21 protein-coding genes are annotated in these 22070 nt (G+C 37.8%); 5 read left to right on the forward strand and 16 right to left on the reverse strand.

The features are described 5' to 3' along the window. Positions 1 to 2 precede the first annotated feature (2 nt). Complete coding sequence (locus AB3G38_RS13935; RefSeq protein WP_367864495.1) at positions 3 to 545, reverse strand: DUF1599 domain-containing protein; 543 nt, start codon at positions 543 to 545, stop codon at positions 3 to 5. A 70-nt stretch (positions 546 to 615) separates the two neighbouring features. On the opposite strand from AB3G38_RS13935, the gene folP reads away from it, so the two are divergent. Beyond that, entirely contained in the window at positions 616 to 1473 is an 858-nt protein-coding gene (gene folP, locus AB3G38_RS13940; protein ID WP_367868767.1) for a dihydropteroate synthase, read from the forward strand. Positions 1474 to 1494: 21 nt separating this feature from the next. Further along, a complete protein-coding gene (gene cdaA / locus AB3G38_RS13945; RefSeq protein WP_068406022.1) occupies positions 1495 to 2286 on the forward strand; it encodes a diadenylate cyclase CdaA in 792 nt (263 codons plus the stop codon). A gap of 106 nt (positions 2287 to 2392) precedes the next feature. Here the strand turns inward: cdaA and AB3G38_RS13950 are convergent, their stop codons facing one another. From AB3G38_RS13950 to tssD (AB3G38_RS14010), 13 genes are all read right to left on the reverse strand, one after another. Continuing rightward, on the reverse strand, positions 2393 to 2803 hold the full coding sequence (locus tag AB3G38_RS13950) for a BrxA/BrxB family bacilliredoxin (RefSeq protein WP_111635497.1): 411 nt from the start codon (positions 2801 to 2803) through the stop codon (positions 2393 to 2395). Positions 2804 to 2948: 145 nt separating this feature from the next. Beyond that, positions 2949 to 3722 carry a hypothetical protein gene (locus AB3G38_RS13955; protein WP_367864496.1) on the reverse strand — a complete coding sequence of 258 codons (774 nt, stop codon included), beginning with the start codon at positions 3720 to 3722 and terminating at the stop codon, positions 2949 to 2951. A gap of 7 nt (positions 3723 to 3729) precedes the next feature. Next, a complete protein-coding gene (locus tag AB3G38_RS13960; RefSeq protein WP_367864497.1) occupies positions 3730 to 4374 on the reverse strand; it encodes a hypothetical protein in 645 nt (214 codons plus the stop codon). Between the two features lie 19 nt (positions 4375 to 4393). Then, the gene (locus AB3G38_RS13965) at positions 4394 to 5032 is read right to left on the reverse strand and encodes a hypothetical protein (protein WP_367864498.1); all 639 of its coding nucleotides are present in this window, start codon (positions 5030 to 5032) and stop codon (positions 4394 to 4396) included. Between the two features lie 2 nt (positions 5033 to 5034). Next, a complete protein-coding gene (locus AB3G38_RS13970; protein ID WP_367864499.1) occupies positions 5035 to 7803 on the reverse strand; it encodes an OmpA family protein in 2769 nt (922 codons plus the stop codon). A 1-nt stretch (position 7804) separates the two neighbouring features. Beyond that, positions 7805 to 8281: a DUF4280 domain-containing protein gene (locus AB3G38_RS13975; protein WP_367864500.1), complete on the reverse strand. Its 477-nt coding sequence runs from the start codon at positions 8279 to 8281 to the stop codon at positions 7805 to 7807. A gap of 15 nt (positions 8282 to 8296) precedes the next feature. Beyond that, a complete protein-coding gene (locus tag AB3G38_RS13980; RefSeq protein WP_367864501.1) occupies positions 8297 to 9286 on the reverse strand; it encodes a hypothetical protein in 990 nt (329 codons plus the stop codon). Positions 9287 to 9288: 2 nt separating this feature from the next. After that, positions 9289 to 10326, reverse strand: a complete 1038-nt coding sequence (locus tag AB3G38_RS13985) for a DUF2931 family protein (RefSeq protein WP_367864502.1) — start codon at positions 10324 to 10326, stop codon at positions 9289 to 9291. Further along, a complete protein-coding gene (locus AB3G38_RS13990) occupies positions 10316 to 11818 on the reverse strand; it encodes a DUF2235 domain-containing protein (protein ID WP_367864503.1) in 1503 nt (500 codons plus the stop codon). Before AB3G38_RS13990 ends, AB3G38_RS13985 begins: the two co-directional genes overlap by 11 nt. Before the next feature lie 2 nt (positions 11819 to 11820). Then, positions 11821 to 13656, reverse strand: a complete 1836-nt coding sequence (locus AB3G38_RS13995) for a type VI secretion system Vgr family protein (protein ID WP_367864504.1) — start codon at positions 13654 to 13656, stop codon at positions 11821 to 11823. A gap of 32 nt (positions 13657 to 13688) precedes the next feature. Then, positions 13689 to 14300 (reverse strand): hypothetical protein, encoded by a 612-nt coding sequence (locus tag AB3G38_RS14000; RefSeq protein ID WP_367864505.1) that lies wholly within the window; start codon positions 14298 to 14300, stop codon positions 13689 to 13691. 20 nt (positions 14301 to 14320) lie between these two features. Continuing rightward, a complete protein-coding gene (tssD, locus tag AB3G38_RS14005) occupies positions 14321 to 14716 on the reverse strand; it encodes a type VI secretion system tube protein TssD (protein WP_068405984.1) in 396 nt (131 codons plus the stop codon). 100 nt (positions 14717 to 14816) lie between these two features. Further along, the gene (gene tssD, locus AB3G38_RS14010; protein WP_367864506.1) at positions 14817 to 15212 is read right to left on the reverse strand and encodes a type VI secretion system tube protein TssD; all 396 of its coding nucleotides are present in this window, start codon (positions 15210 to 15212) and stop codon (positions 14817 to 14819) included. A gap of 674 nt (positions 15213 to 15886) precedes the next feature. On the opposite strand from tssD (AB3G38_RS14010), the gene AB3G38_RS14015 reads away from it, so the two are divergent. Both AB3G38_RS14015 and AB3G38_RS14020 read left to right on the forward strand, forming a co-directional pair. Beyond that, entirely contained in the window at positions 15887 to 17353 is a 1467-nt protein-coding gene (locus tag AB3G38_RS14015) for a hypothetical protein (protein ID WP_367864507.1), read from the forward strand. Further along, a complete protein-coding gene (locus AB3G38_RS14020; RefSeq protein WP_367864508.1) occupies positions 17307 to 17789 on the forward strand; it encodes a hypothetical protein in 483 nt (160 codons plus the stop codon). The genes AB3G38_RS14015 and AB3G38_RS14020 overlap by 47 nt, the downstream gene beginning before the upstream one ends. Before the next feature lie 1189 nt (positions 17790 to 18978). Here AB3G38_RS14020 and AB3G38_RS14025 read toward each other — a convergent pair. Continuing rightward, positions 18979 to 19335 carry a hypothetical protein gene (locus AB3G38_RS14025; RefSeq protein ID WP_367864509.1) on the reverse strand — a complete coding sequence of 119 codons (357 nt, stop codon included), beginning with the start codon at positions 19333 to 19335 and terminating at the stop codon, positions 18979 to 18981. Between the two features lie 73 nt (positions 19336 to 19408). Next, positions 19409 to 20332 (reverse strand): hypothetical protein, encoded by a 924-nt coding sequence (locus AB3G38_RS14030; RefSeq protein ID WP_367864510.1) that lies wholly within the window; start codon positions 20330 to 20332, stop codon positions 19409 to 19411. Positions 20333 to 20753: 421 nt separating this feature from the next. Here AB3G38_RS14030 and ahcY point away from each other — a divergent pair, with 421 nt between their 5' ends. Continuing rightward, positions 20754 to 22070, forward strand: a complete 1317-nt coding sequence (ahcY, locus tag AB3G38_RS14035; RefSeq protein ID WP_367864511.1) for an adenosylhomocysteinase — start codon at positions 20754 to 20756, stop codon at positions 22068 to 22070.

Consider the following 22070-nt stretch of genomic DNA (forward strand, 5'->3'; position numbering starts at 1 on the left):
TATTATTTCACGTCCATTCTGATCAATGCAAAAACTGCATAATTCAGCATATCCTGATAGTTGGCAACCACGCCTTCTGAGGCTACAGTTTCTCCAAGGTTATCTTCAATTTGTTTCACCCTGAATACTTTCATCAGAATAAGGTCGGTCAGTGAACTGACTCTCATATCTCTCCATGCTTCACCGTAATCATGATTTTTGGCCAACATTAAATCTTTTGTTTCCTGTATCTTCTGATCAAACAAAGTTTCCACTTTGGACAGCTCCAGTTCGTTCGGGTCATTCGCTGTCATTTCACTTTGCATCATCGCGATCACACAGTAATTGATAATACCAATATATTCAGGAATGATTCCCTCTCCCACTTTAGAAACTTTCTTCTCTTCCAGGGTACGGATACGCTGGGCTTTGATGAACAGCTGATCGGTAATTGAGGATAATCGCAGGATACGCCAGGCTGTTCCGTAGTCTTTGGTTTTCTTTAAAAAAAGCGATTTACAAACCGCAATTACTGAGTCGAATTCTTGTGAGGTATTTGTTGCCAAAACAATTAAAATATTTAGAGTCTGATAAATTTTAAACGGCTATTTTAATACTGTATTTTTGTACAGAATGATGGCTAAAGATACGTTTTTAAACCGAAAAATAACACTTAACCTAAAAGGTGAACTCCTTGATTTAAGCCGCCCGTGTGTGATGGGTATCCTGAATTTAACCCCGGATTCTTTCTATAGCAACAGCAGAACGGGATCCATTGATGCGGCCCTGGAAAGAGCAGAAACCTGCCTTAAAGAAGGTGCTGCTTTTATTGATATCGGAGCTTATTCTTCCCGTCCCGGAGCAGCTGAAGTGACTACAGACGAGGAACTCCGGAGAATGATCCCTGCAATTACAGCAATCAGTAAAAGATTTCCGGAAGCTAAGTTATCTATTGATACTTTCCGTGCTAAAGTTGCGAAGGAAAGTATTGAAGCGGGAGCGCATGTGGTGAATGATATTTCGGGCGGAAACCTCGATGAGCTGATGTTTGATACCGTTGCGGCATTAAATGTACCTTATATCCTGATGCATATGCAAGGGACACCTCAAACCATGCAGCAAAAACCCGTTTATAAAAATATAGGACTTGAAGTAGTGGATTATCTTGCAGAAAAAGTGAGTACTTTAAGAGCATTGGGTGTTAAAGATATTATCCTGGATCCTGGTTTCGGCTTTGCTAAAAATACGACACACAATTATCAGTTAATGAATCAGCTGGAAAATCTGGATGTATTTGGTTTACCGGTACTGGTTGGTATTTCAAGAAAATCGATGATCTATAAATTATTAGGCACTACCGCTGATGAAGCACTGAATGGAACTACGATATTAAATACCATCGCCTTACAAAAGGGGGCAGCAATTTTACGTGTGCATGATGTAAAGGCCGCAGCTGAGTGCATTGCAATTGTCGAAAAAATGCAACAATCTTAATATTTTCCTAACTTGGCAACAATGAAAGGCTTTGACTTTGATTTTCTAACAATAACAGTCACGGATGTAGTGGACATTTTGTTCGTTGCCTTCCTGATCTATTATACTTATAACCTGATTAAAAATACACTGGCAGTTAATTTACTCCTGGGTATGTTTATCATCCTGATCCTGTGGTTTGTGGTGGACGCGTTAAATATGCGCCTGTTATCAACCATCATTAACAAATTCATGAGTGTGGGGATCATTGCTTTGATTGTGATTTTCCAGCCCGAGATCAGGCGGTTCTTACTGTTAATTGGTAAAAACACTTTTTTACAAAAGAATAAAGCCTGGTGGGGATATTTATTTGGCAGCAAAGATATTGAACGCGATAACCTGGTGAGGATCAAACCCATTATTGATGCTTGTAAAAGTATGAAGAAGTCCAGAACAGGGGCTTTGATTGTGTTTGTTAAATTTTACGATGATCAGTTATTTGCCAATAGTTGTGAATTGATCGATTCTAAAATCTCTAAACGTTTGTTAGAAAGTATATTTCAGAAATATAGTCCTTTACATGATGGAGCAGTAGTTATTGCTGAAAATAAGATTAAAAGTGCCAGCTGCATCCTGCCGCTGACAGACAATGATAAATTGCCTCCGCAATTCGGTTTACGCCACCGTGCAGGAATTGGCGTTTCTGAAACTACAGACGCTGTTGCAGTTATTGTATCGGAAGAAACTGGTGAAATTGCTTATGCGAAACAAGGCAGGGTAAGGATGAATGTTTCTTTTGGAGAACTGGAAAAGCTACTGAACAAGGATTTTTAAGCTGTTCAAACAGCAGTATTCTCAGAAATCCGGACGCAATAAAAAATCCGGTACAAAGACCGGATTCCTTACCGGTATACACCGGACATATCTTTTAAGATATCAATTAGCAATATTGATCAAAAGCACCTTTAAGGTTATCAGCGATCATTTGAGCTGCACGTCCTTCAATTTGATGACGTTCAATCATATGTACTAATTTACCGTCTTTGAACAATGCCATAGCTGGTGAAGATGGAGGAAAAGGTACCATGTAACTTCTTGCTCTGTCTACTGCTTCTTTTTCCATTCCTGCAAAAACAGTAATCATTTTATCAGGGTGTTTTTCATTAGCAGCTGCTAATTTTGCTGCTGGTCTTGCATTTGAAGCTGCACAGCCACAAACAGAATTCACAACTACAAAAACAGTTCCTTCTGAAGAAATCGCGTTGTCCACATCTTCTGCAGTTTTCATTTCTTCAAAACCTACATTCGTAAGTTCTGCACGCATTGGTTCAACTAAATATTCTGGATACATATATAAAAGCTTTAATATTATTCAATTTTACTATACAAAGGTACTGCACTGTTACATAGCATCAAAGGAATACTCATGGGCTGACCCGTTTTTTACCTTGAAATTACTTTGAACCGGTGGTCTTGCAAATTCAAATCTAACAGGATTAAATGATTTCAAAAGCAGTTTTTCCCTTTGGAATATAGAACATCATATCAAGCATCAGTTCTTCTTTAGTTTCTTCATTCACCAGGTACAAAGCAGATTCACCATTGATTTTCTTTAATGCAGCCATCTTTCCGTTCCCGTAAGTCTGCAACACAGCATTGGCAGGAATAGGTGCAACTTTAAATCCAGCCTCAAAATCTTCAATTAAACCGGCAATCCTTGCATCGGCCTGTTTTGGGCTCATATACATAGAAGTGACCATAATATGTTCGCGGTTAGTAATTACTTCTTTAAAACGATCATATCTCTTATTATTAATTAATGTAGCTATATTTTGATAAGCTGCTCTCAACTTCTCATTCATATCTTCCACATCTTTAAGGTTAGTTCCCTCCTGCCAGCCTTTCAGCTGATAAGGAACAGTTGCGTTAAAGGTTAACTGATGACGTAAGACCGGTATTTTTTGTTCCTCTTTTACAGGCGCAAACTGATAAGCTGCCAGCTGCTCTTTAAATACAAAATCCTTGTCTACATCATACAACTTGATATTAAATTTAAGCATTGCAGCAGGGTCAAGGCTCAGCTGTCCGGAATGCGGGAGTAAAGTTGCAGAGATCGTTTGCACTCCACTCTCCAGAATAGAGAAATTCACTGGAGTCATAGAGGCAACCTGCCCCGGAATATCCAGTGTCATTACAGAAATGTCGTTAATGCGGATTTCAAACATGCAATGTGCCACACTGAAATCGACCATATAATAGGGTTGTCTCATCAGATTTTTATTTTTTATTTGCCGTTGGAAGTAGTTTACTGGCTTCACGTACATCCAGATTGATACTTGAAGAATAACCTTTCAATGCTGCCAGTTCGGATACCTGGGAATTTGAATAGTTCAGAATCGCCAGTCTTGCTTCTTCATGTTTCTCCTTTGACATCGCATCCGTAAAAAAATGACCAATGGTTGTTTTAGGATCTATCCATACCCGGTTAAAATACTGAACGTTTTCACTAAAAACAGTGGTATAAGCATCAGTAGGGTAAGGTGCTTTTCCTAATTTCTTATCCAGGGCGGCAGCAAGAGCTTTAACTTGTGGCTCAGAAAACACTTTAAGCTCCACAAAACTTATCGTACTGTCTTTACGGGAATAATGAATAATAACCCTGTTCACAGAATCACCTAGTTTCCCTGATAAGTCAACACCATTAAACTTCATCACTTTTGGATCTGCACTTTCAAATATATCATATTGTGCCAGTGTCCAGCTCGTAGTTTTACCTCCCTTTACAGGTAATGAGGTACCTTTGAGAGCCTGACCTATCGTTTCTTTAAAATTGATATGAGCCAGGTCAAATTCAGCCGGTTTCTCACTTTTGCATGAGCAGCTGATCAGTACAATTAAAGCTAAGTAGATTGATGTTTTCATTATAATTTGTTTTTTAAGTCTATTCCTGAAGTCTCTTATAAGACCTCTTCAGCCTTTCGGCTACCGTATCACTACTGCCCTGATCAGCAACCTTAGTACCATTATCAATGATAAACAGATCTGTTGAAAAATCCGGCTTGCCATCTATCTCCGTATAATTATCAGCAACGACAATTGTTTGGTTTGTTTTCTTATTTACATAAAATACTGCTGGATAACCCAGTACCTCTCCGGTAGCCCTGGGTTTTGGAACAGCTGCAAGTACAGTTCCCTTGCCGTATTTCGCAGCTATATATTTTCCTATTTTTTTAGCTTCTGCTTTTTTCTGTATTCTGATCACCAGACCGGCCAGTTTTGTATGCGCCTGATCACTAAAAAGAAATGAAATTGTACTGCTCAGGTCTGATTTAGAACCACTTTGGCTGCCATCTGTAAATTGCAGCGTACCAAATCTGAATTTATTAACGCTTTTGGTTGTCAGACAGGGTAAAGTTGTGGACATCTCTCTTTCCTCAGGATAAGCATCTTTACCTTTTAATACCTCAGTGATCGCAGTTCGGTAAGCCAGTTTTTCAAGGTCATACTTAGTCTGCGCTTTTACTATATTGATCATAAAAACAGTGACCAGTGTAAGTGTTAAAATTATATTCTTTTTCATAATTAATTGTCATCCCCTCTCATTAATGGTATCTGAACACTTATTCCTGAAATTTCCTCTAAACTTTTGATGACATCAAATTTCGGGATCACCTCTTTATAGTTTCCTTCTGCAAGTACCCAATCTCCTTTTTGATCTTTAACTAAATCTGCCGCAGGTGTACCTTTTTTAGTGGCTAATCCTACACTTGCAGTAATTATATATTCTGCATCCAAACCATCAAACCCTAGTTTAGGTTTATACATCAATCCTTTTGAATCATAATAAACGCCATGTCCGAAAGTAATCGACGCGCTGCCTTTTGCTTTAACTTCAAAATAGCCATCTACAGAAACCACTAACATGGAAAGCTCCCCTTTGATCATCACACCAGCCTTTAATTCCACACCCAGCGTACTGCTAGCTTCCAGTTTAAAGGTATCTTCTTTGGTCTCAGATACGGTATTAAATCCAAAACCTATTTTAGTATTGATCATACTTGTAATGACCAGATCCATATAAAAATCTACATTGGCTTTAAATCCTACATCATCATTTCCAAGATCTAAACCTGTTTTAAGCTGCTCTTTAATTTTCTGGTATAATTTAACTGCTCCGGGAGCAGCAGAACCACCAGAAATAGCGCCAGCGACAAGACCAACAGCAGTTCCAATCAGATCGACTGTCAATTCCAGACCAATCAGCGGATTTGCATTAAAATTAATATCTATCCGGGTACCTATTTTAGACATAGGTGCACCTTTCTTTTTAGCACGCTGCAATTGCCAGGTTGCTGATAAAGAAAGATTAGGTGGTTTTACAGCAAATGAGATCGGCCCGTTTTTAAATCCGATATTTCTTACCGTTCCTTTAGTCTGCGCAGTAATCGCATCAGAAATAGAATTTAATCCGGAAAAAAGGCTATAGAGTTTTTTAAATTTCCCTTCATGCTCTTTTTTAAACTCATCATGCCCGCCATATGTTCCGTCACCGCCCATATTCCAGTTGCTTTGCAAATCAAAGCCAAAAGAAGCTTCCTTTTGTTTCCACCTTCTTTCTGCACCCAGTTTACCAGCCCTGCTCTGCATCTCTTTATGCTGTTCGGGCGTAAAGTTCTGCCACTTCACACTCAGATCATTGGTCAGGTTTAAGAAAAAAGTCAATACCCATTTAATATCAGAATAGGTATTGATTACAAGTGTTGGTTTATTCTGGTCAGAAAAATAAGCACAGGAATTGATATAATAATAGAACTTATTCGCCTGCCTGCTCATCGGCCAGATATAATCATAGGCATGTGTCCTTTCATCCAAAGGAGAATAAACCTTAGGGTGAATAGTCTCCGCTGCATCCAGCTTTAGCGTCGTACTTGCTTTATTGGGCAGCAGATCACCATAAGGAACTTCCAGCTTGTGCGGATTAGAAATCAGATTACATAAACCTTTAGTTTTAAAGTTGGAAATCTTTATCGGAATTTCTCTTTTGATACTTTCACCAGGCCCGATAGTCTCATATTGTATACTTACTGCATTATGGGTGAAAATTTTAAGTTTAATAGTCGTCCTGCGGTTGACTATACTCCCCTGCTTACTTAGATTTTCATCCGGATTATAAAGTTTTGTCTTTCCATATCCTTTAGGAAAAATTCTGGAAGCATCAATATTTTTAGAGACCAGATAATCTACAGCAGCTTGAGCCCTTTTTTCAGAAAGTTTCATATTGTACTCTGGCGTACCAAAACGATCGGTATGTGAGCCTAATTCTACTGGCGTGTAAGGGATCTTCATCAAGATCTCCGCAATCTTATCCAGCTTCTTTTTATCACTGTCCCGTACTTTATACTCATCAAAGGCATAATTGATTTTCTCATCCAGATAGAATTCTGAATTTTTTGCGCCTTCAAGGTTGATCTTACCTTCATCAAATACCGGAACCGCTTGAGGATCCATGAGCTCAATTTTAGTATACCGGCAGTGATCTACCTGTTTCAAATTCTCTAATGGAGGCCCTACCGTAGCTACAGTTAAGTTGGTCGGGCTTGCTACTGCAGAAGTAGAAACTGCATTTTTAAGCCTGAGGAACCTGGCATGCATATCCTGCTTACGGCTATCCAATACCAATTTTTTTGTTAACGGATCCAGTACTTTAACATAAATCTCCTGAATGTCCGGACCAGTTTTAAGTTTGGGGTACCATAAATAAGTATGCCGGATCAGTAAATTGACTTCCCCATTCTCACATAAAATATTGTTTAAAGTGTCTACTGGAAAATCATTCCCCCATTCCATTTTAAAGAACTGCAAAGTGACCCTGTTTCCATTTAACCCTTCAGTAAATAATCTCAGATGCACGTCATCACCAAAACGGATAGGTTCTTTTCCCAGGGATGCTCCTTTATATTCCTTACTCCAGCTTGATTTTACAATCAATGGTTCGCAAACTCCCCTAACCAGTATACCAGCATGGAGACTCAGGTCAATAGATCCTGTCAGACTCGCTTCCAGGTAATACATGGGTGAACTCCCGCAAAGTTTTTTAGGAATGGATAATGCTCTGACTTCCGGAACACCGGTTTTTGAAGCCATGAGCACCTTTTTGCGCTTTACATCTTCATATAACCAGGTAATGTTATTTTTTTGTGCGTCAGTAGTTCCAGGAAACCATTCAACTACTTCAAATGCAGAGGCTACATCTGCTTTGATCAGCACTAAACTATCATTGGTGGTTCCGGGGAAATAACTTTCTCCGGCTTTTAATCCAATCTTCTTTGGTCCTTTTACAGTTTTCGCCATGCTATTCAAAAATTATTCCTTCAATACTAACCGGTTCTTCTGTTAATGCTCTGGGGTCTACCGCAGGATTTAATACTTTGCTCACCTTAGGCTCTGCATTTTTAAAATTCTGCCCGCCCGGTTCAGCAATCTGACCATGTTTAATTATTTTAATGCAATCAGGTCCGCCAACCGGACAGGTTGCCTTGCTGTCTTCCAGTATTATTTTACCACCATTGGTTAAAGTAGTATGTTCATAAAAATATTTCCATTCCAAAACGATAGCATTACAGGGTTTGCCCAGCTGTTTTGCACATGGGCCAAACGTATTCTGCTTAAATGTGGCACCGATATCTTTGGTACTGGCAATATATTTGGTTGATCCGCTTTTGTCATTAGCATACTCACGCTTATGCGTAAGCACTTTTAAAAAGTCAGGATTTTTACCAAAATCACACATACACATTGCGCCCTCCACTACTAAATGTTTTTCTGCCATGTCTTTATCTTTAAGTTATTTCTCCCACAAAAAGTTAAAAATATCTGTTACTTTTTTCCCTTTCGGCGAAGCATTCCCATCAAGGAATGTCATTCCCCTTTGTTGATTTTCAGTTGCTATAATTTTAATTTCTTCCTCTTTATCTTCAGTCAACTCAAATATTTTGAGCTCTGTTTCCTGAGGAATATTGAATTCAAGAGTCCATTTAGCCACAATCGACCGGATAGACCTGGTTGATGGATCCAGTACATACTTTGCTGTATAAATTCCTGTTGCTCCGGCTGCATCTGGATTGAGCAACTGTTCTAAAGGAAAACTCTGCTCTTCTAAAAGATCAGCATTACTTCTTTTATCAGTCACTACACCATGATGATGTATCTCGATATAATGTGCTTCATTCAAAAAAGGAACGACTTCCTGTGTGATTTTGAATTCTACTGGTGCTGCACGGCCCGCGATTGGGAAAGACATATGTTCTTCTACCTTAAATTCACCTCCGTAAGACTTGTAAACAGGAGAAAAGAAAACCGAATAAAACAACTCGTTTCTAAATAGCTCACTCACCCGCTCTGGCGTAGAAATAGCTTCCTCCATCAGCTCCAGGTACTTTTCGGTTGTTTCACCCTGAAAATATTCCAGCACTGCTTTTTTAGTTTCACTCCACCTGCTGATGAGTTCTGTATAATTATGGACTCCGATATACTGTCCGTCAAAATCTATTTCCAGCAGCAGCGGATAAAATACTTTTCCACATTCATAAGCCAGCTGATCAGCTACCAGATCCGGGACTTTATTGTTCAGGAAAACAGGGGAAGTCCTTTCTACTTTAAAAATCCGGGCACGGTCAATAATAGTTTTCACAAAACTGATGTCCAGGTTAAATTTTATCGAATGCTCTTTTTCACCCAATAAATACGTGTACTGCACCCCATAACTACGGCAAAAATCACCTGATTTTAGCTGTAGTTTAAGCGCGTGCTGATCAACGAATTCTACCTTTTCCATCTTTAATCTGATTCAAGTTCAGTCTTAGCTTTCTGTTTAGTTATTTTAGTTTCCTGAGTTCCTGTTTTAAAAGTAACCGCAATGGTGTATTCATCAGGATCTACCTCCAAATGAAGTTCCGCTTTACCCATTTCAGGGATCCTTGCAAATGCTGTTCTGAGCTCGTTTTCATCAAAATCAAGTGTAGTCAGCATTTTTTGCCCTTTTTTATCAATCCAGGCTACAATAACTTCTCTTGGTAAAGCTCTTTCTGCTACCGGATTATTTAACAGGGAATCTCCAAAAATCTCTTCAGATTCCTGGTTAAAATAAAGAGGTTTAAGCTCATGAAATTTAACGGTCTTTGAGTTTACTGTAAAATTCCAGTTATACCGCTTTTGCCAGATATCAAACTGAGCAGGTTGTATTTCCCCTTTCACTACACGCTCGCGTACTTCTGCCGGAGCATTTCTTTCGTAAGTTTCCTGAACAAATCCCGGTTCGAATATAAAAGCATAATCCTTGCCCAAATCATGCGCAGTCAATTTCACCTCTTTAGCTTGAAATTTAGCCACTGCTATTTGTTTAGGGCCACCGGAAAGCCATAAAACTATACCCCCGCCAGGAGTGAGCCCCAATGTTAAATAATTATAATCCTCCCTTTTATTAGTGATATGATCAATATAACCCTCTTTTAAAAGATTTGCTATTTCCTGCTGAGGCAAAGCAAAGCGTCCACGATAAAACTTATTTTCTGCGAAAGACAACCAGGTTAAAGCAAGACTATCTGGTGCTGGTCTTTTCTCCGGGCCAACATCCATTACCCCACCATTATCTCCCCAACCCATATTTACAAAAGCAGATCTTGGTAAATTTGGGCTATACCCATGATTGGAAATAAATTGTCCTTCAATAATTCTGATAGGGTACTCCTGCGGAGCCCCAACTGTTGGTATCCACTTATATTCTTCTGTCTGCATACGCTGGCAAGATGATAATTGAAAAATTAAGACCAGCTGAATTAAGATCAGCTGGAATATCGTTACTGCTTTAACCTTCATAAGGTATTCTTTTACGTACACCATTCTCTATATTTGGCTGGAATGGGTCTCCTATTCCGTCATAATCAGCCGACCAATGCAGGAATTTATTCCGTAACACTCTCAGGTCCTTTTGTTCGGCTACTGCTTTGTTATAATCAAATGCACTAATTTTTTTGGCATTATAATTTGCCATTAATTGTTTATAGTATATGAATTTATAAGGAGGCTCCTTACCAAATACATACCCATGTAACTTCTTTTTAACCCCATGTAACATGGTATAGGTTAATTTATATTCACCTTCTACACCAGCCTGATCAAAAGGTAAAGGCACCGGTTCTTTCAATCCGAATTCCGACATAAAATGAAGCGGGATATAGCTGTAATTTTTTTTCAGCACACGTGTACCTGATAATTTACCCAGTATAGAATGCAATTCCAGTTGTCCTTCTGAATACCAGCCTTCAGCAATGAGCCTGTTTTTTTCTTTTTCCAGCACATCACTGTTACCATTCAGAATTTCATCTACATATTCGGTTTCATCCGGATAACTACCTCCAATATCAGAGTGTACACCCGGCAGTTCTCTCTCAATACCTTTGTTTCCGGCACTTTGAATACGGGTAAGCGCGAAATATTTACGATGCTCATTTTCAGCAGTAAAATGAATAACTTTCTGTGCTTTAAAAAGCCTGTCCAGATGCAGTTCTTCCACATCATTGCTAAAATCAGGAGAAATCACAAAACCACTTTTATTAAACGATGATACGGTATCGAATAAACCCACAAAACGAATAATGATATTGGTGACTTTCACACCTTTAGCTAGTAGTAGTTTACCTAATTCTCCGCCTTTTGGCAATTTCTCCAGGGTAGTCTCCTGTCTGTGCATATCATATCTGACACCTGTACCTGCCTGATAGGTTGTATATTCAGCATGAGTCACCTCATATATGAAATTTCTCGCGGCAGCTGCCCCCCTGCTGAAACCAAATACATCAATCGTTAATGTATTCACCTTTTTCTTTGTGGCTTTGGCTACAACACGGTCAGCCAGTTGCTGGCAACCTTTCAAAACCTTTTTAGGTATACCGGTTTTTCCGGCACCAAATCCAGAACCCGTGGTATCATCTGAGTCCAGGTTCGTCGTTCCCATTCCTTCGGTATAGGTCTTGATGATCTTATCAGATTCTTTGTAATAAGCGAGCAGCCTCGCTACATTAGACAGATCATTTCCATAACTCCCTTTATTTTTACCCGTGTCATGGTTTTTGGTATTGGTCATATTGTTTAAAGTACCATCAAAGAATACTCCCGCAATAATGTCTATTCCATCAACCGTGGTGTATTTCATTTGTTTAGGTTCTCCGTAAACAATTCCGTCTTTAGAGTTCTCCTTTACTTTTTGAGCAGCATTGGACTGTATAGTCTTGGCAAAAGAAGTATGTTCCTGTTTTGCCACTTCCTGCATATGCCCATTGGCAATTTTCGTGATATTACCATTTCCCATACCTAAAAGAGATTACTTTTTTCTCCGCTATTATTGTGAATCGTTTTGGCAGCATGTTTGGTAATGCTACCCTCCAGACTACTCATACTGAGCGCACCTGCCGCAGTCTTGGTAATATTGGTAGCCTCACTCTTAAAAGCATCCAAAGCAACCTCACTGATATTCGCAGCAGTTAATGAATAGTCAGCTCCGGTACTGATCGTGTTATTTACGCCAACCTGCGTGGTCATATCATTGCCCGCAAGTGTTCCAATATTCTTACCTACGTTAATATCCAGATTCTCTCCTACATTGATCTGCATGTTCTTTGAATTCAAAGTCATGTTCTCATTAGCAGTAATCGTAATGTTATTTCCGCTGGTATCAATATGAATCAGGTTTTTATTGATATCTGTGATGGTAATTCCATGTCCGGAAGGCCCGTCGTTGAATTCTACCAGGTGTCCGCTTCTGGTGGTAATACTTTTCAGGTGATTCGCGTCCTTACCTCCGGCACCCGTATTGCCATGAAAAATACTTCCCATTACAAATGGTCTGTCCGGATCATTATACCTGAACCCGACTACCACCTGGTCACCAACTTCAGGAATAAAAACATATCCCCTGTTTTTTGCAAAAGGTTCACTGCTTCCTCCATCAGGAGTCAGTACCCTGATCCAGTCGGTAGTAGAATTGTCTTTTTGCCAAAGCATCTGTACTTTAATCCTGCCCGTTTGCGAAGGATCATTGTTATCGGTAACAATAGCTACCTGAGACTCTGCCTGAGGAGCCTGAATATGTGCCACAGGTAAAACTTCTGTATTGGAAGGAACACCTTTAAAAGTATTGTTATATCTGCCCAGACCATCAATATGATGGCTGATTTCTGTGACCAGAAACTTGCCAACAGAATCCTGGTTAAAAGTTGCCGATCCTATTTTATGAGAAACCTGCACATCCGCAATGCTTCCGATATTTAAAGCGGTATTGGTGCTCTCTCCGGTAAGATCAGAAAGGTTTGAAGCCATTGCAGCTTTATGTTTATCAGCCAGTTGTTCCAGCTGACTTTTATTTTCTACCCTTGGTTTGACCGGCGTATTCACTTTACTGTCAAATACAGTAGTGGATTCCTTAAAGGCATGCTGAGCGTAATCATTGAGTCCTTTACTCTGGTTAGCAGAGTTGGTAGACATGGTATTATCTTCCTGAGAACGATAGGAATAATAAGAAAAATTCATCGGTTGAATCCGCACTGCCATATTCATAAAGTTCAGGTTCTGACCGTGCACCAGTGAAACGGTGCGCTGGCTGGAAGGCATTCCAAAATGAAGTGCTTTTCCATCGTAATAGAAGAATTCACCATATTCGGAGCTCAGTCTGTTAATGAAAGCAAAGTTGCTCTCTTTAAATTGAGTGATATATTTAAGTTCTTCTTTGTAAGCAGGTTTAATCGCAAAATCCATCTCATTGGCTGGAATGGTGCTTGTAACTTTTGTCACAATCTCATCCAGCTTCATATCACTGTAAGAGATAAGATTTCCGCCGGTTTCCAGCAAGATTGTCGGAGAAAATCCTTTGATAATCAGGTTACCTCTCAGACCATGGCTTTGCGTCAGGTTAACTTCGCAAACCACCCCTTTAAAGTCCATATTACCTTTATCAATACTAACGATAAAGCTCTTGCCGACCCATGTTTTTGACTGGTCAATTTTAAATCCCCCGGTTTGTTCAATCACATCCTGGTTAATGATGAGCTCAAATTCATGGTGACGGTTAAACGCCTGAGTAATACTCAGTGAGTTAAAATGAACAATTGCTGTATCATCAATGTGTATTTCCAGATTTATTTTCTTTTCCATCTTGCAGAAATTAGCTGTTAATTTTGTTGGTATTATTTTCCATAGGTCAGTTCGAATTTCATTCCCGGAACCAGCCCGTTAATGGTTTGTCTTATAAAATCAAGATGTCTTCTTTTGAGCTCTGTTCCGGTATTCATAATTCCGGGAAAATCATTCAGTGTATTTTCCCAGGACACTCCCTGCTCCAGGTAAGTACCTGGTGTATAAAGCACTCCATTGCCTGTATGGACAAACTTATGATTTATGGGAGACTGATCAGGGCTGTCGAGACTTAGTTTTCGCGCATCCCAGCGGATATCCCCTTTCTGATAGGTATTTGGATGTGTTTTATGAATTGCAGCTGTCCAGTGCGCACTATTGTCCATAACCCAGTTGACCTCAAAAGAGGTCTTGATAGGTGCAGCAGGATAATTTATGGGCAGCGTTGATCCTGGAATAACTTTAATAAGCAGTTTACTTCCCCATACAGACCGGATCAGCCTTTCTACTTTCCTGTGAAAATCTTTGGTTTCAGTATACGTCCACCTGCTGGTACCCGGAACATTGTTCCAGTTATATCTCCATCTTTGCACCACTTTAAAATCATTTTTTTCAAGGTCGAACAAGATGGAGAAATAAGGCGTATCTTTTTTGTAGCGTAACATAGATGAGAACTAAGAGAACATTAAGCTTTTGGCCAGTCGTTGGTATGCTCAGCATTTCCAAGTTTTAGTTTCCTGGCAGAAATGACAAAACTCAGTGTCATTGGGGTATTGTCATTAACAGCAATCCCTTCATTATACTGAATGATATACCCATCTTCAAATGAAAGCTCTTTCATCTTGGCATCTTCTTCGCCTTTTTTAAATACGATTGTGCCTGCTAATGGTTTGTATTGATTATTGACCATGGATTCGATAACTGAAGTATCTTCGGTCGATTCTATTTCAAGGTGAATAGATCCACCATAAACACCGGAAGACGGACGTCCTTTAGCATCTACATCTCTATTTAACGAGAAACTGCATTGCAGTACATCGAATTCCTTAGCGCCTAGAGTTAATCTGGTTTTAAAAGCCATAATTTATTATTTTAATGGTATTAATAATAGTCTAAATTGATTTATCCCGGAATCCTGCAGCACCTGGATCCAAAAGATATGAATTTATAAGCCAGTAATGTTAAGCTTTCGGCCAGTCATTGATGTGCTCGGCATTGCCAAGCTTCAGTTTACGGGCAGAAATCTGAAATTTCAGGGTCATTGGATTAGCACCAGTGATATTAATTCCTTCGGTATACTTGACAATATAACCATCCTCAAAATGAACTTCTTTCATTTTGGCATCTTCTTCAGATTTCTTGATCAGCAGTGTGCCTGCTAAAGGTTTATATTGATTGTTAACCATTGATTCAACGATAGAAGTGTCTTCTGTTGATTCAATTTCCACGTCGATTGTACCACCATATACTCCGGAAGAGGGTCTTCCTTTGGCGTCTACATCCCGGTTCAGCGAATAGGAACAATGGAGTACATCGTACTCCTTGCCCGAAAAGTTTAATCTTGCTTTGAAAGCCATAACTTTAATTTTTGGGTGAAATATATTTAATAAGTATGTACAATACTAACAATAATTTTGCCAACATTAAAACTTTCGTTTCTTTATCAGACACGCCCCCTTTGATTACAGATCAGGGAGATATATTTTTTTTATCAGGGATAAAACTGGTAAAAAATCGAATTAGATACCGTTTTGTGAGTGTTGAATTAGACTACAGTTTGTAGTTAAAAGATACAGTTATGTCAAATTTCAGGATTGGAGCAGGTAAAGTAAAAACAGGAATTACAATCGATTATCAGACCTGATGTGTCAGGTGAAATCGGTATAAGACAGTTCATAGATTTCTTATACTGATCAATAATAACCAACTTCTAACATTGATCAAAACTTAACATTCAGAATCTAAGTGCCGGGATTCAGATCAGCTGAACGCAATCGAGTTGATAATTGAGCGTAACCGGGCTGGAGAACAGATGACAATATAGACCCGGTATTAGTCCAGAATATTGGCCGTGTGATTGATGAATATAAGCAATTTGATTCATAAAAATGCCTGAAAATCCCAATAAGTGAAGAAGAAAGTTACGGGTTTCCGTAATTGCCTTATTTTCACCGCGTCAAAAAGAGGTTTGGTGTAAAAAAATATTCTTTTTATAAAGGTAATATTATACTTGTCGAAAATATACTCAATTATGAAAAGACAAATACCAATAAAATCTATTTCTAAATGGATTATTTTAATTTTTATAACTACTTTCTGCGTCTCATGCAAAAAGGATGGAACTACGAGTGAAAATTCAAAAACCAGCAAATATTCTGAATTGCAAAGATGGTATAATACAGAGAACGCAAAGTCACTAGGTGGAAATAACACTTTACCAGGATTAATACCTAATTGGGAAAAAGTCAATGCAAGACAAGACAGCACTAAAATCATTTATGAAGTCGAAGTCGAAAATCCAAACAAAGTTTTTCTTGCAAATGAAAAAATTGATGCGTCTAAAGCTTCAGAAAGTTATAAATTGAGCCAATTTCGCCTGGTATTCATTATTGATCAAAAAACAAAAGAGATTAAAGGAGGGTTCATGAATATTCTTAGCGAGAATATAAATGAGACTGATAAAGAAATACATTATAAAAATGTCGGTACTTTCTCGGGAAAAATACAATATTATTCAATTTCCGGAAAATATCTGAATGGTTGGGCCTACAAAAATGGGAAAATAAATAAAACAATTAAACCTGGACAATTTACAATAAACAATGGTGTTAAAACAGAGTATGATCTATGTTCTACAACAAAAACTCCAAGATATGGAACTATTTGCGCTGGAGAGGGTGATGGCGGCGGCTGCACTACATCGTTTTTAGGGTGGGATACTGCAACTTCTTGTCAATCATTTAATCCAGATGATGGCAGTGCTGGTGGTGGTGATTTTGGAGGAGGTGGCGGTGACCCAGCACCAAATCCATCATTAACTCCACTTGATAATAATGACTTTGTTAATAAGATTGATGATGAAAAATTAAAAGACTGTTTTAAAAAGGCATTAGAAAAATTAAAATATATTGATAGAGCTTGTCTTCCAAATTTAGTTACTGCTTTTGCTGGAACTACACCTGGTTACAATTGGAAAATGCAAGATGGAATTACAAATGGGAATAATGCTGTAACAAGTAACATATATAACAGCAGCACCGGAACAGTAACGACAACATTCAATTCTGCTAATTTCAAGGGTGGAAGTGATTTAGCAATTGCTAAAACAATTCTACATGAATCTGTCCATGCTTATTTAGTTGCTTATTTTAAAGTAGATCCATTGTCTGCACAAAAGACATTCTCCCAGTATCTTCAAGATTTCAATAGCACAACACGTCCCGATCTAAATGACCTACAGCATAATGAAATGGTCAGAAATTTTATAGGTAGTGTAGCTGGTAATTTAATAACTTATGGGAAAAATCAAGGATACAATTTACCTGATCAGTTTTATTATGATTTATCTTGGGGTGGACTTCAAGAAACCTCAGCCTTCAAGGCTTTTAGTGAAGAAGTACAAAAAAGGATTAATAATGTAATTCTTAGTGAACAAAGCGGAAAAGATATTGATGGAAATACAAGTTCACCCAAAGGTAGTACATCAGGTGGCTGCTAAAAATATTAGAATTATGAATTACACAAATTTAGTTCGAACAATCATTATAACAATTCTAGCATTTTCGATTTTTACAGGATGCGTAACCCAGCAAGGCCAAGTAATAACGAAAGACGGTAATTACAATGTACACATATCGAAATCCAACTCTAGCAAAGATCCAATAGTTTATGGCCGTCTACATGAATATAACTCTGACTATATTATAAAGATTGGTATTGTTAAGATAAATGACAGCATTATACATCACGCTGATACGACTGGAGAATTCAGTTTTAGAGTTAAATCCGGTAGATATAGTTTTAAAGGCCGATGCATTGGTAATCGAGATGTGAAATCAAAAAAAATCAGAGCAAATCTGGGTGATTCAATTAAAATAGATTTTTATCTTAAACAAGATACAACGAAATTTGTAGACCCTCCAATACATAAATAAAGGAATATGGTAGAATGCAAAATATGCCCCGCATGGTCAAGGAAACATAAATTTAATTAAAATCGCTCATATCGCCTTATTTTAAGTCTTGTTACTGTGTAAAGCACAATTTACATGTTCCGTGGATAGTTTTAATTATTGTACTCCATTACTTAAATCCGCAGCATTACCGGATAAGGAACAGCACGACTTTACCAAATTACTAGATTTGTTGGTATTTCACTAATCATAACTCACCTTCAAGTTGATTGCCTGCTCTATGTGGCCAACTGGCATTTCGTAATATCAGGCCATCAGAATTTTTGTCCCACTTGTACCGATACGAGACAATCCCACTTTGCTATTTGAAAGTAAGTTCTGCTTACATACAATTATAAGCACATTAAATTGCATCTTCCACCTGGTAATTCCAAATTATTCAGTTATTAATATATTTGATTTTCGCACACCGACTAAGTTATGCTTAACCAGCCCCACTTGAAGGCAGTAAATTAGGCTAAGGACTTAGCAAAACTTAGTCTTCACCTAGTAACGCTGGCAATGAACAATGCGCACAAGCGAGACGATCAGTAAATTATTGGTATACACCATTGATAATTGAATTTTGAGAGTCCATACACATGCGAACATTTGGATATTAAAGAGTTTACGTCCTTCAGGATAGATCTCATAGAATTTTAAACATTAGCTTTACCCCAATTTTGGGATAAACTAAATTCGACATGATGTCGAGCTAATTTGGCCTCCATTAATTTATAGAGTCTGGATAATTGAATTTTCGGAGTCAGTAATGGGAGTATCATGAAGAGTTTTGCGAGTCAGTCTGCAAAGCTGTAGAATAAACGAAAAAAGTATTCTAGCGGTCATATACGCAATGTGCTTAAGTTTACAATCCGCATTTCAAACTCTAGAAGTTTTTCTAAAGGTCAAATACATACGATCTGGTTATTCCGTTACCGTCACGAGGCAAAGAGGTGCTGCTACATCCGGTTGGGATGCGTATGGGTCAGTTAAATGGGTAATTAGCCGACTTAAGCTAGATGTAGTTGCCAGAGCATCAAAAAGATAAACTTTTTTTGATGGAAGATAAAATTATCATATTTATCGATATAACTTAATAATCAAAGCTAAAGTCTAGTCAAAAAAAAGAGACCTGACTAGGTCTCTTAAATATTATTCAATTGAATTTTTACCATGAAAGACTAAAGTCTTCCAACTTTGAAATACTATTAAAAACTAATGTTTTATAACTAGTGGTAATTGCTTTTCTTTTCGTCTGTGTATTTGAAACAGCCCTCAACATTGAAATAATGTCAAAAGAGGCATTCTTAATATCTATATCTATATCTTGTTCATCAACATACAAATCTTTATGAAATTGATCTGCGAATGAACGTGACATAAATATGGTACCACTAAAATTTATCTCAATCTTTGAATTAATTTTACCCTCCTCTTTAATGACATTTACCAGCCTTGTAGCTGACTCACGTGTATCTAAGGTTGATGGCAATATATCTGTGACTTTGATTTCCGAAGTAAACATAATCGTTTCCCTTTCTTTTTTTGAGTGTGCAAAGATAATTAAATATAATTATAATTTCATTAATCTCCAAGTATTATTCATAATAATCAGAAGGCCTGAATCCAGGCTTCGGTATTACCGGTATTCTCAAACATAAATACACTCCTTGCCAGTAAATTGTTTCAGGTAATTCGTATATCTCATTTATTTCTGAATTATGCATATTACAAACATTTCCTGAATAAATGAAATATTTACCATTCAAGCCTTTAGTTAATAACTCTTTAGACGTACTTATTCCAAAACCCCTATCCACATCGGCGCTTTTAGTAGATTTACCCCCTAAAGCCGCTTCCATCGCCAGCCTATGATTAGTTACTTCATTTTTCAATTTTTCAAAGCCCGCATATGTTTCTAATATAGTCTGACCAATGTCAGCAACGACCAAGTCAATATATCCTTCTGATTTATAATACTGAGCAAATAAATATCCTTTATCATCTTTAGAATGATGCAAAACATTGTTTACGGCCTCATCAATTAAGTACATCAAAGCAGTAATCATATTAGCAGAGACACCACATATTTTTACCAATAACTGATTGACTGCACTTAAAAACGCATCTCTAATTTCAGTTACATTAGCACTAGAACCAGTTGGAAAGCAAATGATGGGGATGTAAGACTTATTTTGATAACCTGCGATAAACTGATTAAAATCACCTTCTAATTTATCTGGATCCAGTCCTTCTGGAAAATTAACGTAATGCATATAATCTTTAAAATACCCATGATTAAAATCGGTGGAGATATTGATGTTATAACCTTTTCTTTTATATTGCTCCACTATTAATGGCAGTGATAGCAAGAAAAAAGGATTAGTAAACTTAGCTTCCTTGTAATCTAGAAATATTGCTTCACTAATATCAGCTGAAGATAATTGTTCTAGGAGACGCCATATTTTCTGTATTGGATCACCAAAATTCGAAAAAACACGTGATTCTAATATTATGTGCATAATTTATATCTAATAAGTTTACAAATGCAATATATGCAATTAATCATGATTCAATTATAACTCATAGTTAAATATTTGTTTATTACTACTTGCATGACAATCTTTTAGATTTAATTTATTCGGTCTTATAGCGAATAGTAGTGCTGTATAAATCAATAAATTATAAATATACTTGTTAAGGAAGAATATTCGAGAGATTCCCTCTTAAGTTGTCGAACATTAGTATCATTTGAAAATCAAGAATGCGGAGATCTTTGTATAAACAGCCCAACCATCTGATCCCTTTTTGAATTTGGTTAAACTATTGTGTAATTTTGTAGAAGAAAAACAGATGTTTTGAAAAAGGTGGGCAAATAGTGAGCAACGCCAAAACTGTTACTTCTTAAATAATTGATATACAAATAATTAAACAAAACAAAATATGTCATCAGTAGAGACTACTTACGTTCCTTTTAAAGTAAAGGACATTTCACTGGCAGAATGGGGCCGTAAAGAAATTGGATTAGCAGAAGCAGAAATGCCAGGCTTAATGTCTTTGCGTGCTGAATTTGGTCCTTCAAAACCATTAAAAGGTGCACGTATCGCAGGATGTTTGCACATGACTATCCAGACTGCGGTTTTAATTGAAACTTTAGTTGAACTTGGAGCAGAAGTGACCTGGTCATCCTGCAATATTTTCTCTACACAAGATCACGCTGCTGCTGCTATTGCTGCTGCCGGAATCCAGGTTTACGCTTGGAAAGGCCTGAATGAAGCAGATTTCGACTGGTGTATTGAGCAAACTTTACATTTCGGTCCTGAGCAACAACCGTTAAATATGATCTTAGACGATGGTGGTGACTTAACTAACATGGTTTTCGATAAATTCCCTGAGCTGATCGCTGCAATCAAAGGATTATCAGAAGAAACGACTACTGGTGTTCACCGTTTATATGAGCGTATGAAAAACGGTACTTTGCATTTACCAGCTATCAATGTAAATGACTCTGTTACTAAATCTAAATTTGACAACAAATACGGTTGCCGTGAGTCATTGGTAGATGCGATCCGTCGTGCTACTGATGTTATGCTTGCAGGTAAAGTTGCTGTAGTTGCAGGTTACGGTGATGTAGGTAAAGGTTCTGCTGAATCTTTAAGCTCACAAGGTGTACGTGTTATCGTTTCTGAAATTGATCCTATCTGTGCATTACAAGCTGCAATGGAAGGTTATGAAGTAAAGAAATTTGCTACAGCAGTTCAAGAAGCTGATATCGTTGTGACTACTACAGGTAACTGTAATATCGTTCGTCCTGAGCATTTCAGAGTAATGAAAGATAAAGTTATCGTTTGTAACATTGGTCACTTTGACAATGAAATCGATGTGGCCTGGTTAAACTCTAACTATGGTGATACTAAAATCGAAATCAAACCACAGGTTGATAAATATACTATCGACGGTAAAGACGTTATTTTATTAGCTGAAGGCCGTTTAGTAAACTTAGGATGTGCTACCGGCCACCCAAGTTTCGTGATGTCTGCCTCTTTCACTAACCAGACTTTAGCGCAGTTAGAGCTTTGGACTAACCCAGGAAAATATGAGAACAAAGTATATGTTCTTCCTAAATCACTGGATGAGAAAGTAGCCCGTTTACACCTGGCAAAAATCGGTGTTGAATTAGACGTATTAGATCAGCAACAAGCGGATTATATCGGTGTACCAGTTGAAGGTCCTTTCAAACCAGAAGCTTACAGATACTAG

Source organism: Pedobacter sp. WC2423, assembly GCF_040822065.1.
In the GTDB taxonomy this organism is placed as follows: domain Bacteria; phylum Bacteroidota; class Bacteroidia; order Sphingobacteriales; family Sphingobacteriaceae; genus Pedobacter.